General features: G+C 70.0%; 12 protein-coding genes. 8 read left to right on the forward strand and 4 right to left on the reverse strand.

Annotated features, from left to right (window positions below; genetic code table 11):
* The first annotated feature begins 104 nt into the window (after positions 1-104).
* The 6 genes from A6A29_RS07565 (at position 105) to A6A29_RS07590 (ending at position 6185) form a co-directional block, all read left to right on the forward strand.
* Complete coding sequence (locus A6A29_RS07565; protein ID WP_073719193.1) at positions 105-1289, forward strand: NAD(P)/FAD-dependent oxidoreductase; 1185 nt, start codon at positions 105-107, stop codon at positions 1287-1289.
* The gene (locus A6A29_RS07570; RefSeq protein ID WP_073719194.1) at positions 1286-1630 is read left to right on the forward strand and encodes a (2Fe-2S)-binding protein; all 345 of its coding nucleotides are present in this window, start codon (positions 1286-1288) and stop codon (positions 1628-1630) included. Before A6A29_RS07565 ends, A6A29_RS07570 begins: the two co-directional genes overlap by 4 nt.
* On the forward strand, positions 1608-3257 hold the full coding sequence (locus A6A29_RS07575; protein WP_079182625.1) for an FAD/NAD(P)-dependent oxidoreductase: 1650 nt from the start codon (positions 1608-1610) through the stop codon (positions 3255-3257). Before A6A29_RS07570 ends, A6A29_RS07575 begins: the two co-directional genes overlap by 23 nt.
* A gap of 98 nt (positions 3258-3355) precedes the next feature.
* Positions 3356-4273, forward strand: coding sequence for a dihydrodipicolinate synthase family protein (locus tag A6A29_RS07580; RefSeq protein WP_073719195.1), 918 nt, complete (start codon positions 3356-3358; stop codon positions 4271-4273).
* Positions 4274-4337: 64 nt separating this feature from the next.
* Entirely contained in the window at positions 4338-5339 is a 1002-nt protein-coding gene (locus A6A29_RS07585; protein WP_073719196.1) for a proline racemase family protein, read from the forward strand.
* A 111-nt stretch (positions 5340-5450) separates the two neighbouring features.
* Positions 5451-6185, forward strand: a complete 735-nt coding sequence (locus A6A29_RS07590) for a GntR family transcriptional regulator (protein ID WP_073719197.1) — start codon at positions 5451-5453, stop codon at positions 6183-6185.
* A 69-nt stretch (positions 6186-6254) separates the two neighbouring features.
* Here the strand turns inward: A6A29_RS07590 and A6A29_RS07595 are convergent, their stop codons facing one another.
* Positions 6255-6635: a VOC family protein gene (locus A6A29_RS07595; RefSeq protein WP_073719198.1), complete on the reverse strand. Its 381-nt coding sequence runs from the start codon at positions 6633-6635 to the stop codon at positions 6255-6257.
* A 761-nt stretch (positions 6636-7396) separates the two neighbouring features.
* Here A6A29_RS07595 and A6A29_RS07600 point away from each other — a divergent pair.
* On the forward strand, positions 7397-9721 hold the full coding sequence (locus tag A6A29_RS07600; RefSeq protein WP_073719199.1) for a M9 family metallopeptidase: 2325 nt from the start codon (positions 7397-7399) through the stop codon (positions 9719-9721).
* A gap of 284 nt (positions 9722-10005) precedes the next feature.
* Here the strand turns inward: A6A29_RS07600 and A6A29_RS07610 are convergent, their stop codons facing one another.
* Positions 10006-10473 carry a ribonuclease domain-containing protein gene (locus tag A6A29_RS07610; protein ID WP_073719356.1) on the reverse strand — a complete coding sequence of 156 codons (468 nt, stop codon included), beginning with the start codon at positions 10471-10473 and terminating at the stop codon, positions 10006-10008.
* Between the two features lie 384 nt (positions 10474-10857).
* On the opposite strand from A6A29_RS07610, the gene A6A29_RS07615 reads away from it, so the two are divergent.
* Positions 10858-11220 (forward strand): ATP-binding protein, encoded by a 363-nt coding sequence (locus tag A6A29_RS07615; protein ID WP_073719357.1) that lies wholly within the window; start codon positions 10858-10860, stop codon positions 11218-11220.
* 134 nt (positions 11221-11354) lie between these two features.
* Here the strand turns inward: A6A29_RS07615 and A6A29_RS07620 are convergent, their stop codons facing one another.
* On the reverse strand, positions 11355-12458 hold the full coding sequence (locus A6A29_RS07620; RefSeq protein ID WP_073719201.1) for a DUF2637 domain-containing protein: 1104 nt from the start codon (positions 12456-12458) through the stop codon (positions 11355-11357).
* A gap of 191 nt (positions 12459-12649) precedes the next feature.
* Positions 12650-13498: a (2Fe-2S)-binding protein gene (locus A6A29_RS07625; RefSeq protein WP_073719202.1), complete on the reverse strand. Its 849-nt coding sequence runs from the start codon at positions 13496-13498 to the stop codon at positions 12650-12652.
* Positions 13499-13527: the final 29 nt, after the last annotated feature.

Consider the following 13527-nt stretch of genomic DNA (forward strand, 5'->3'; position numbering starts at 1 on the left):
CGCGTTCACATGCCCGGTGAGGACTTCCGATAGCCCGCGCATCCCGAAATCTCCCTGCTGCACGCTCTCTTGGCACCCTCTGCGCAATGTGACATATTACTGCCGTGTTCACGAGACAGCCCCTGGACGTCATCATCGTCGGCGCCGGCATAGTCGGTTCCGCCTGTGCTTACTACGCGGCCCGATCCGGTCTTTCCGTCGCTGTCGTCGACCGGGGGCCGGTCGCCGGAGGAACCACCGGAGCCGGTGAGGGAAACCTCCTGGTCTCCGACAAGGTGCCCGGCGCGGAGCTGGATCTCGCACTCCTGTCCGCCGCGCTCTGGCGAGAACTGGCCGACTCCTTACCGCCGGAGATCGAGTACGAGAGCAAGGGCGGTCTGGTGGTGGCGGCCGGTGAGGAATCCTTGGCGCAGCTGACCGGAACGGCGCGCGGCCAGCGAGCGGCCGGCGTCGACGCGCGCCCGGTCACCGCGGGGGAGATGGCCGAGCTCGAACCCCACCTGGCCTCCGGGATGGCCGGCGGATTCCACTACCCGCAGGACGCACAGGTCCAACCCGCCCTGGCCGCAGCTCATTTGATCGGCGCTGCTCGCGCCGAAGGGGCGCGGCTGTACACCGGTGAGGAGGTGACCGCCGTACTCACCGGACCGGGCGGCGCGGTACGCGGGGTACGGACCAGAAGGCGCGAGCTGCACGCCCCCGCGGTCGTCAACGCCGCCGGGACCTGGGGCGGCGAACTGGCCGCCCTGGCCGGGGTCCGGCTGCCGGTCCTGCCACGACGCGGGTTCGTCCTGGTCACCGAGCCGCTGCCGCAGCTGATCCGGCACAAGGTGTACGCGGCGGAGTACGTGTCCGACGTGTCCAGCGGGTCGGCAGCACTCCAGACCTCCGCCGTGGTCGAGGGAACCCCCTCCGGGCCGGTACTCATCGGCGCCAGCAGGGAACGCGTGGGTTTCGACCGGTCGTTGTCCGTCCCGGTGATCAGCCGGCTGGCCGCTCAGGCCGCCGCCCTCTTCCCCTTCCTGGCCGATGTCCGGGTACTGCGCGCCTACCACGGCTTCCGGCCCTATCTGCCCGACCACCTGCCCGCCATCGGCCACGACTCCCGCGCACCCGGCCTGTACCACGCCTGCGGCCACGAGGGCGCGGGGATCGGTCTCGCCCCTGCCACCGGAAAGCTGGTCGTCGCGGCGATCCGTGGCGAGGAACCCGCCCTCGACCCGAGCCCGTTCAGCCCTGACCGGTTCGGCGCCCCTGAGCCATCTCCCAGTCGATCGGAGCCCTCGTGAAGCGCCTGCGCCGCCGACGCCCGGCCGCCCGCACCCCCGCCGAACTGGCCGGTGCGGTGCCCGACCCGGAGTTCACGATCGTCATCGACTCCCGCCCGATTCCCGCACTGCCCGGCCAGACCGTCGCCGCCGCCCTGTGGGGGGCGGGCATCCTGAGCTGGCGGACATCCCGCGTGAACGGCCTTCCGCGCGGCGCCTTCTGCGGCATCGGGTCGTGCTTCGAATGCCTGGCCACCGTCAACGGCCGCCCCAATCAGCGGGCTTGCCTGCTGCCCGCCGCGCCCGGCGACGAGATCACCACACAGGAAGGGGACGGCCATGGGACGGGACTCACGAGGTGAACAGCGCATACCCGCACCGGAGGTATTCCCGGCTCCGCCCGTGACGTCCCGCCCGGAGGCAGGGCTCGCGGTGGTGGGCGCGGGGCCCGCCGGAATGGCAGCGGCGGTGACCGCGGCCGATCACGGCATCCCGGTCACCGTGCTGGACGCGGCGGCCCGGCCGGGCGGACAGTTCTACCGCGCACCGGCGCCCGGCCTCGGCGCCACCCGGCCGGAGGCCCTGCACCACGGCTGGGACGCGTTCACCGCGCTCGCCGCCAGGTTCGACCGGCATGTGCGTTCCGGACGGATCAGCCACCTCGCACGGCACCAGGTGTGGGCGGTCGAACGGGCGACTGAACGGTCCGGTGAACAGTCCGTTGAACGGGACTCCGGCCGGGACTCCGGAGCGGGCGGTGAACGGACCGGTGGATGCTGGCGGTTGCACGCGGTCACCGGTACCGAAGAGGACATCGGGACGGTGGTCGACGCACAGAACCTGCTCATCGCCACCGGATCACACGAGCGGCAGCTGCCGTTGCCGGGCTGGACCACACCGGGCGTCGTGAGCGCCGCCGGGGCGCAGGCCATGCTCAAATCCGGCCTGGTCCTGCCGGGCCGGCGCATCGTCGTCGCGGGCAGCGGCCCGCTGCTCCAGGCGGTCGCCGTCTCCCTGGCCAGGTCCGGGGCCGAGGTGCCGCTGCTCGTCGAGGCCGGAGGGTACGAGTTCTACGCGCGAGCGCCCACCACGCTGGCCACCAACCCGGCCAAGCTGGCGGAAGGAGCCCGCAACGCGGCCCAGTTGCTGCGGCACAAAGTACGCATGCGGACGCACAGTGCGGTGACCGCCGTGCACGGCCGTCACCGGGTGGAAGGCGTCACGGTCAGCCGTCTGGACCGTGACTGGCGTCCGGTGCCGGGCACCGGTCGCCGCCACGACTGCGACGCCGTCGCCCTCGGCCACGGGCTGGAGCCACGCACCGGGCTGGCCACGTCCCTGGGCTGCGCCACCCGCGAGCGTGCCGACGGCACACATGGGGTGGTCGTGGACGCGCAGTTGCGGACCACCGTGCCCGGCATCTGGGCCGCAGGGGAGACCGGTGGTATCGGAGGTGTCCAACTGGCCCTGGTGGAAGGTGAACTGGCCGCGCTGTCAGTGGTCCGCCTGACCCGTGCGGAGGCGACGCGCCACAGCGACGGCGGGTTGCCCCGGAGGGCGGTCGCGCTGCATCGCTCCCGGACTCGGATGCGTGCCTTCGCCGAGGTCATGGGTGCCGCGCACCGGCCGCGTCCCGGCTGGCGACAGTGGCTGTCCGGTGACACCGAGGTCTGCCGCTGCGAAGAGGTCACCGCCGACCGGATCCTGACCTCGGTCTCGGAACTGGGTGCCGGGGATGCCCGTACGGTCAAGCTCCTCACACGGGCCGGTATGGGCTGGTGCCAGGGGCAGACCTGCGGGTTCGCGGTCCGTGAGCTCATCGGCCCGGCGGCGTCCGGGGCGGGCCCCGGAAGGCAGGCCCTCGCGTGCCCGGTCCTCGTGTCCGTACTCGCCGGTCATCCGCCCGCCACCGGCGCGGCGGGCGACTCCGACGCGGCCGAAACCGCAGGTGGGGCGGGCGCAACAGGCGGTTCCGGCGGGACGGGCTGAGGTCCACGGGCCCGGCCGACACCTATACGTACACCCTTGTGCTCGGTGACCGCGCACCGCGGCCATCAGTGACATGTCACATCTCCCAAGGAGTTTCGATGCAGACGAACGACACCCGGACGTCCCCCCGAACCCGTCCGTGGCGCGGTGTCATGGTCGCCACGCCGCTGCCGCTGAAGGAGGACCGCTCCGTCGACTTCGACGCGTTCGCCGAACACGTCGGCCGCCTCGTCGAGGCAGGGTGCGACGGGGTGGTCCCCAACGGTTCGCTGGGGGAGTACCAGACGCTCACCGACGACGAACGCGACCGGCTGGTCCGCGTGGCCGTGGCGGCGGCGGGCGACGGTGCCCGGGTCATGCCCGGAGTCTCCGCCTACGGCAGCGACGAGTCACGGCGCTGGACCGAGCAGGCCGCCGACGCGGGCGCGGGATCCGTTCTGCTCCTGCCTCCCAACGGATACCGCTGCGACGACACCGCGATCCGTGCCCACTACGCGGCGGTCGCCGAGGTCGGGCTGCCGGTCGTCGCCTACAACAACCCGTACGACACCAAGGTGGATCTCACCCCCCGGCTGCTGGCCCGTCTCCATCAGGAGGGCAGCATCGTGGCGGTCAAGGAGTTCAGCGGTGACGTCCGTCGCGCGTACGAGATCGCCGAGGAGGCCCCCGGCCTCGATGTCCTCATCGGTGCGGACGACGTCCTGCTCGAACTCGCGCTGGCCGGAGCCGTCGGCTGGATCGCGGGCTGTCCCAACATGCTGCCCGCGAGCTGTGTCACGTTGTACCGCGCCGCCGTGGCCGGAGACCTGGGCACCGCACTGCCGCTCTACCGGCAGCTGCACCCGCTGCTGCGCTGGGACTCCAAGCCGGAGTTCGTCCAGGCGATCAAGGCGTCGATGGATCTGGTGGGGTGGCACGGCGGCCCCTCCAGGCCGCCGCGGTTCCCGCTGCCCGAAGCCTCCGCCGCCGCCGTGCGGGCAGCCACCGAGAAGGCGCTCGCCGAGGGCCTGAACTGACGCCCTCCCGTCTGCCTCGTGTCCGTCATCTCCCCGCACCGGCGGGGCCGTTCAAGGGGGGCCCTTGCGTACACGTCGTATCTTCCACGCCGTCGACTCGCACACCGAGGGAATGCCCACGCGGGTGATCACCGGTGGGGTCGGCACCATTCCCGGTGCGACCATGGCCGAGCGGCGCCGGTACTTCCTGGAGCACCAGGACGCGGTGCGCACGCTGCTGATGTACGAACCGCGCGGACACGCCGCCATGAGCGGCGCCATACTCCAGCCGCCCACCCGGCCGGACGCGGACTTCGGCGTCCTGTACATCGAGGTGTCCGGAGCGCTGCCGATGTGCGGGCACGGCACCATCGGTGTGGCCACCGTGCTGGTGGAGACCGGCATGGTGGCCGTCACCGAACCGGTCACCACCGTCCGGCTGGACACCCCCGCCGGACTGGTCAGCGTCGACGTCCAGGTCGAGGACGGGGCGGCGACGGCGGTCACCTTCACCAACGTGCCCGCCTTCAGCGCCGGTCTCGACCGCAAGGTCGACGTCCCCGGCCACGGAATCGTGCATTACGACCTGGCCTTCGGCGGCAACTTCTACGCCATACTCCCGCTGGCCGACCTCGGGCTTCCCTTCGACCGCGCACGCAAGGACGACATTCTGGCGGCCGGACTCGCGGTGATGGACGCGATCAACGCCACCGACCCCCCGGTCCACCCGGCGGACCCCGATATCCGTGGCCTCAAGCATGTTCAGCTCCTCGCCCCGGGCTCGGACGCCGCGCACTCCCGTCATGCCATGGCCATCCACCCCGGCTGGTTCGACCGCTCACCCTGCGGGACGGGTACCTCCGCACGCATGGCGCAGCTGCACGCCCGCGGCCAACTGCCGCTGAACACCGACTTCGTCAACGAATCGTTCATCGGTACCTCGTTCAGGGGGAGGCTTGTCGAGGAGACCAGTGTCGCCGGCACCCCGGCCGTCGTTCCCACGGTGACGGGCCGGGCCTGGATCACCGGCACCGCGCAGTTCTTCCTGGATCCGACCGATCCCTTCCCCGAAGGCTTCCTGCTGTGAGAGTGCCGGGGGACGGGCCGTACGGTCCGGTGGCGAGCGCTTGTCGGCGGGGGGCGAATGAGCAACGTGACATTGTATTCTGAGGCCCCGCTCGGTGCTGGAGGAATACATATGACCCGCCTCTCATCCCTCAACACCATCTCGGCCCAGGAGCATCTGAGGGACCGGGTGGCCCACGCGCTGAGGGCGGCACTGATCGCCGGTGACCTGCGTCCGGGCACGATCTACTCCGCACCCGCACTGGCCTCGGAGTTCGGAGTCTCCGCGACCCCGGTACGTGAGGCCATGCTCGACCTGGTCCGCGAGGGCCTGGTCGAGGCCGTACGCAACAAGGGTTTCCGGATCACCGAGTTGACCGACCAGGACCTCGACGACTTCACCGAACTCCGGGCGATGATCGAGGTTCCCACTGTCGGCAGGATCGCCGGGCTCGGCAAGTCCCGGCAGTTGGAGGCCCTGCGGCCCCTGGCGCTGGAGATCGTCCACGCGGCACGCCGGCACGACATCCTGGCCTACCTGGAGGCCGACCGGCGCTTCCACCTTGAGCTGCTCGGCCTGGCCGGGAACCGGCGGCTGGTCGAAGAGGTCAGCAATCTGCGCAAGCGCTCACGGCTCTTCGGTCTCAACAGGCTTGCGGAATCAGGCCAGTTGATCGCATCGGCCGAGGAGCACATCGAACTGCTCGACCTGATCGTCGCGGGAGACGCGAAACGCGCCGAGGCGTGCATGCTCGCTCATATGTCACATGTCCGGTCGCTCTGGGCCGATGGTGGAGAAGTGGGCGAGGGCGAGGGTGTCGAGCGCATCACTCATCGACGGGTGGGCCGGGGGACGGCGGGGGCCTGAGCGAGTGTGCCTCCGCCCTTTGGGGTGGGGGCACCCGAGAGCGCTCACCCGGCCCACCGCCGACGAGTGTCAGATCGGGTTGAGGCGGGCCTTGAGCAGACAGAACTCATTGCCTTCGGGGTCGGTCAGGACGTGCCACTGCTCCTCCCCCGTCTGGCCGATGTCGGCCGGGCGCGCACCGAGCTTCAGCAGGCGTTCGAGCTCGGCGTCCTGATCGCGGTCAGTGGCGTTGACGTCGATGTGCAGCCGGGACTTCCCCTTCTCCGGCTCGTCCCGGCGACTGAGGATGATCGTCGGCTGCGGACCACCGAACCCTTCGCGCGGCCCGATCTCCACCATTTCGCCGTCCTCGCGATCGAGCACGACGAAGTCCAGAACCTCGCACCAGAACCGTGCCAGCGCCTCAGGGTCGTGGCAACCGAGCACGAGCTCACTGATACGACATGCCATGGATGAAACCTGCTCTCAGCCTGGGAATCGCCGGGGAAGCCACACGCGAAACCCATGGACTCCCGGCAAGGAAAACAATCCCGCGACCGTACCGGACGGGGTGAGCGGGGGCGAAGTGATTTCGAGGCCGCCCCTGTCCGGGCAGCCGGGCCGGGCCGCCGGCCATGCGGGAGGGGTGCGGGCTGTGAGGGACGGCCCACGGGGCAGCCCCTAGAGATGTGACTCGGCGGACCAGTCGCCTCAGGGCGCGTTCTGTCGGATCTCGCCCTGCCCCATTGGGTGGCCGTGCGTCGCGTTGTCGGCCTCCGGAGCCGGGCCCGCGCGGGAGTCGGAGCGCGGACCCCGTGCGCCCCGCCGCGTCGGCGTACCTGCTCGCCGTTCCTGTCGTGCGGGCCTCGTGCCCGACGGGAGCGATCATCGGCGACAGCCGCTGCCGGGGGCTCACGAATCGCCTGCTGGGCAACCGAGTTGGCGCGCAGATGAATGTGGGCACGGCATCTTCCAAAGAACATGTGACATGTGCCATTGTACTGATCGCAGGGTGTGAGGTCGTGCTCATGTCACACGGAGCCACCGTCAACTCCGTTACTGCCAGCCCCTGTTAAACCCTCCACAGCCGCGCTCCCCGGCGCGGCGACCACTCCGCTGGGAGGCGGCACGTGAAGAACCGATCGGTTCGACCAAGATTTACCGGCACATCCACCGGCGTATCCACCCGGACATCGGCATCAGCCCGCATATCCACCGGGATATCCACCGTGATGCTGGCGGCCTGCCTGGGAGTAGGGCTGCTCGCGGCCCCGGCCCAGTCCGCGCCGACGCGGTCCACCACCGCCACCGCCGCCCCGTCCGACGCGGCAACCCCCGTCGTCCCGGACCCGAACGGTCCTGCGGCGGCGCCCGCGACCCAGCCCGCCGAGGACCCCGAGCACCTCGGCGCCACGCCGCTCAAGCCGGCGGACCGGGCCCCGCAGTCCGCGTCCAAGGACGTGCTCAAGCGCGACTACGACGATTCCCGGGCCGCCGAACCCAGCCGCCGCGCACCCTCGATGTCGGCCAAGGCCAGGCTTGCCGCCAAGGCGCGCGGACTCGCCGCTCCCGCGGCGTGCAATGTCAGTGACTTCACCAGCCGTACCGGCGACGCACTGGTCCAGCAGGTGACCTCGACCACCACCGAGTGCGTCAACACGCTGTTCGGCGTCAAGGGCCAGGACGGCTATCTCGCCTTCCGCGAGGCGCAGATGGTCACCATCGCCGATGCCATGCGTGCGCGCACAGCGGCCTATCCCGGCGACAGCAGCACCGGGATGCCGCAGTTGGTTCTCTTCCTCCGGGCCGGCTACTACGTGCAGTACTACGACCCGTCGACGGTCGGCAGCTACGGTCCGGCGCTCCGCACCGCGATTCAGGGCGCCCTGGACGGCTTCTTCGCCTCCTCGCACTCCTCGGACGTCACCGACGCGAACGGGGAGACCCTTTCCGAAGCGGTCATCCTGATCGACAGTGCCGAGCAGAACGACCGCTATCTGCATGTCGTCAAGCGCCTGCTCGCGAGCTACAACTCCTCGTACAACAGCTCCTGGTACATGCTCAATGCCGTCAACAATGTGTACACGGTGACATTCCGCGGACATCAGCTGCCCGCCTTCGTCGCCGCTGTCGAGGCGGATTCCAGCCTGCTGGGCGCGCTGCACGACTTCGCCGCGACCCATCTGGACCTCCTGGGCACCGAGCAGTCCTACCTGGCCTCCAACGCCGGTCGTGAGCTGGGCCGCTTCCTCCAGGAGGCGTCTCTGCGGGGCAAGGCGAGCCCGCTGGCCGCCTCACTGCTGAAGAAGAGCTCCATCACCGGACCCACCGCCGCGCTCTGGGTCGGCGTGGCGGAGATGACGGACTACTACGACCGGGCCAACTGCTCCTCCTACGACACCTGCGACCTCGCCGCCCGCCTCAAGACCGCCGTTCTGCCGGTCAAGCACACCTGTAGTGACAGCATCAAGATCCTGGCCCAGCAGATGTCCACCACCGACCTGGCGGCCAGCTGCACCAGCCTGCGCAACCAGGACGCCTACTTCCACGGCATCGCACGGGACAGCGGGCCGGTCGCCGACGACCGCAACAGCACCATCGAGGTCGTGGTCTTCGACTCCAGCACCGACTACCAGACCTATGCCGGCGCGATCTACGGAATCGACACGAACAACGGAGGGATGTACCTGGAGGGCGACCCGGCCGCGGTGGGCAACCAGCCCCGGTTCATCGCCTACGAGGCGGAATGGGTCCGGCCGGAGTTCCAGATCTGGAACCTGAACCACGAGTACACGCACTACCTCGACGGCCGGTTCAACATGCACGGTGACTTCGGAGCGGGAGTCGCGACGCCGACCATCTGGTGGGTGGAGGGCTTCGCGGAGTACGTCTCCTACTCGTACCGCAAGGTCACCTATGACAGCGCGATCACCCAGGCGGGGAACCACACCTACACCCTGCGCACGCTGTTCGACAGCACCTATGAGAACGCCGACCAGACCCGGGTCTACAACTGGGGCTACCTGGCCGCCCGCTACATGCTCCAGTCGCACCGCGCGGATGTCGACCGGCTGCTGGGCCTCTACCGCAGTGGCGACTGGAACGGCGCCCGCACGCTGCTCACCTCGACCATCGGCAGTCGGTACGACGCCGACTGGAACACCTGGCTGACGGCCTGCGCCGCCGGTAACTGCGGCACCCTCACCGAGCCGCCGGTGGACCTCGGACCCGAGTGCACCGCCAATGACGTCAGGCAGCTGGCGAAGGACTGCAAGCGCAGCAGCCTGTCGGCCGTCACGGGTGACTACGCCTATCTCTACGTCTACATCCCGGCCGGCACCACGCAGCTGAAGATCACGACGGCGGGAGGCACGGGCGACGCCGACCTCTATTACAGCGCCGCCGGTTGGGCGACGACCGGTGGCTACACCACCCGGGCCACCGGCACCGGCAATGAGCACACCCTGACCGTCCAGAACCCGAAGGCCGGTGCACACTACATCAGCCTGCACGCGGTCAAGGGGTTCGGCGGAGTCGCCGTCTCGACGCGCTTCTGACGGGCGGCCGACGGCCGATGGCTGAGGGCCGCTGACCCGACGCTCCGTGGGAAGTGATCCCGCGGGCGGGAGGAACGGTGGTCGTACGAGGGCGGGGAGGTGGCTGCAGGACCGGCCGCCGCCCCGCTCGCCGGGTTCTCTGGTCCTCCGGCTCCTCCGGGTCCTCCGGCTCCTCCGGGTCCTCCGGCTCCTCCGGGTCCTCCGGCTCCTCCGGGTCCTCCGGTCCGATGGTCCGCGCCGCCGGTGGGGGAGCGACGGCGCGGACCGGTCCGGTGGGTGCGGGATCAGCAGTCGTGGTCGACCAGGTCGAAGGACTCGTAGTGGTCGCCGGTGTAGTAGTCCTCCTGGACTTCCTCACCGGTCACGATCCGCCGCGCGCCACGGTTCGGGGAGCCGGGGGTGATGACCGTGTACTCGTGGTAGTACCCGGTGCTCCGGCTCGGCAGGACGCCTTCGCGATTCTGGAAGACGGTGCCGTCCTGGTCGTACGGGAACGGGCCGCCCGCGTCGATGAGGTCGAGGGTGTGGTGCGCCTGGGACGGCAGGTCCGAGTAGCAGATGCTCCCGACCGAGGCGACGGTGAAGGGAGAGGCGAAGGAGGCGGCGAGGGGGGTGGAGAACGAGGAGCTGGAGAGCGGGGCAGTGGGGGCGAGGGGGGTGGCGGCGCTCGCCGTCACCGAACCCGAGGCGAAGAGGACGGACAGGAGGGCGGCGGTGCCGCCGAGCATGGTGATCCGTGGGGGGATTCGCATACCCACCATGATGACGCGCGTAGATCCCCTTTCGTCAACGCCAACTCGTGTGAATTCTGCGGAAGTTAACCGGAGATACGTCCGTGTGACGAACGTGTTTCCCAGCGGGGGTCATGCGAGGGGCGCGCCTCGATGTCGGAGTTTCGGCAAGGTGCCCGTACCAGCCCTATTTGCCTATTGATGAGTCGACAAGAGTGACAGCGCTCGTGCGGGGCATGCATCCCGTGAAGGTGTTCGAGAAGTTACGGGACAAGGGGAGGTCGGTTCACTGTGCGGGCGGGGGAAATGACGAAGCGCCAGGGCGGAAGCCGAGATACCGCGGACCGGAGAACAGGAGACCTGGGCACAGGGGCGACCACCCGGCCCGACCGTATACGCCGCAGAATCGGCCATACGGACAGGTCGGCGGTGGGCGAGGCGCGCCGCGAGCTGCGTGAGTTCCTCGGTCATCGCTCCGCACAGGAGCGGATCGAAGAGGCTGAGCTCCTGCTGAGCGAGCTGGTGACCAACGCGTTGATCCATACCCGTCATGGAGCGGTGGTCACGGCCACCGTGTACCCCGGGAGGCTGCGGGTGGAGGTGCGGGACTTCATGTCGGGACTGCCCGGACCGTACGTACCGAACGCCGACGACGGTACGCACGGCAGGGGCCTCATCCTGGTGCGGAGCCTCGCCGACACCTGGGGGGTGGAGACTCAGGTGCTGGGCAAGGTGGTGTGGTTCGAGTTGGACATCGGGAAGCCCTGACCGGGCTCCCGGATTCCCGGAATCCTGAGCGCCCTCGCAGGGGCTCCTGGATTCCCGGGACCCTGAGCGCCCTCACAGGGTTCCCGGATTCCCCAGGACCCTGAGCGCCCTCACGCCTGAGCGCCCAGGCGTGCTCAGCCGAACTGCTGCTCCAGATCCTTGAGTTTCTGTTCCAGCGAGTCGAGCCGGGGAAGCGACTGGGTGTCGTCCTCGGCGGTGAGGTCGACGGTCCGGGGCTCACCCCCAGGGCGCCGGGCCTCGGGACTCTTCGAGTTCGAGCCGTTCGCGGTCGGCTTCGAGCCGTGTACGGCTTGCAGGGATGGCCGGGGTCGCAAAGGCAGCTGACCCGGCTCTGCTATGGCAGGCTCCGCGACGGACTGCGAGGCGCCCGAGGCGGGTGCGATGGCCGGGACGTCCGTCTGGCCGCCCTCGCGGCCACCGCGCCCCCAGGCACGGTTCTGCCGGTTCAGGGCCTTGATGCGGGCCCGGTCCAGCTTCTCCTGGTCCTTTCTGCGGAGCCGGTGCTGCTCCTTCTCCCGCCGGTCCTCCCGGACCTCGTCGACCGCCTCGTCGAGCGTGCGCACGCCTTCGAGGAGCATCAACGACCAGGCGCCGAAGGTCTCACGGGGCGCCCGCAGCCACCGGACGATCCGGATCTGCGGCAACGGCCGTGGCACCAGGCCCTGTTCGCGCAGCGCGGCCCGACGGGTCTGTTTCAGCGCACGGTCGAAGAGCACCGCCGCCGAGAGCGACATTCCCGCGAAGAAGTGCGGGGCGCCCGCGTGGTCCATGCCGCGCGGCGCGTGCACCCAGTTGAACCAGGCGGCGGCACCGGCGAACGTCCACACCAGCAGCCGGGAGCCGAGCGCCGCGTCGCCGTGGCTGGCCTCGCGGACCGCCAGCACCGAGCAGAACATCGCGGCCCCGTCGAGGCCGAACGGGACGAGGTATTCCCAGCCCCCGGAGAGGCTCAGGTTCTGCCGGCCGAAGCCGACGAGCCCGTGGAAGGAGAGCGCGGCGGCGACCGCCGCGCAGCAGAAGAGCAGGACGTAGGAGGCGGAGGCGTACAGCGCTTCCTTGCGCCTGCGGCGGTCCTCGCTGCGTTCCCAGTTGTCGTCGGCCGCGGCCTTGCCAGCGGCGCGCTTACCGCGCGCGACCACCGTGACCGCCGCCATGACCCCCACGAGCAGTACGGCGCCCGGAAGCAGCCAGTCAAGCGATATGTCGGTCAGTCTCATGCGCGGTCCCTTGCGTCACGTAGGGCGTTTCGGGCGCCATCGTGACGGAAATTCCGCCCCGCTCAGGGGGTTTCGGGACAAGAGCACGCCATTGGGGTGGCTGGGGATACCTATGGGCGGAATCTGGACGAACGCATATGCGAGGCGATAGAGGTGCGTTCGGGTTGCGTCACCCGGACGGGCGGTGTGGATCAGAGAGCGGGTGTCAGCTTCCTCACCCGGTCGTCATCGCAGGTGCGCGGGCAGGTGACGCAGGTGTCCTCGGGGCGCAGGGTGTAGAAGAGGCAGCAGCTGGCCCGGTCGCGGGTCGGCAGCGATTCGCCGTTGGGGCCGGTCAGTTCACGGAAGCCGGCCGTGCCGACGTACGGCTTGGTGGTGCCCGGAAGCAGCAGTTCCAGTTCGGCCATCGCGCGGCGCTCCTCGCCGAGCAGATGGGCGATGTACCAGAGGCCCTCGACGATCTCGTCCGTCGCCATGCCCCACAGCGCCCGCTTTCCGCGCCGCATCCGGGGCTGGAAACCTTCCAGCACCGGACCGATGTGCTCGGCCACGGCGTCCAGCACCTCGGCCCGCAGCGCGGCCTCGTCCGGGACCACCCGGGCGCCGGGCAGCGTGGCCGCCGGATCGTCGGGCAGGCAGGCGAACTCCCGTACGCGGACGGTGAGATGGCCCAGCGCCCGCTGGAACGAGATGTCCTCCAAGGGAATCCGGGGCACCCGCCGGTGCAGGAACCAGGGCACCGTCACGAGCAGGCAGGCCGGCCAGGAGTAGCGGTGCAGTCCGAAGCTGGCCACCACGTCGGGACGGGCCTGCTGCCCGTAGTCCCGCAGCACCTGCGCGTTGTCCCAGGCGAGGAAGGCGTCGAGGGCCGCCCCGCCTCCGGCGAGCTCGGCCGCGCCCACCCAGCCGACCCCGGAGGGGGTCGCCTCGCCCTCCGCGAGCACCTCGGCGCGCAGCCCGGGGAAGACCTCGGCCAGGCGCGCGTACGAGGCCGTCACGGGGGACGCCGCGGTACTGGTGAACAGAGCGGAGACGGTCATGCGGGGACCACCACATCGGGATTGTTGGC

Source organism: Streptomyces sp. TSRI0281 (assembly GCF_001905125.1).
Taxonomy (GTDB): domain Bacteria; phylum Actinomycetota; class Actinomycetes; order Streptomycetales; family Streptomycetaceae; genus Streptomyces.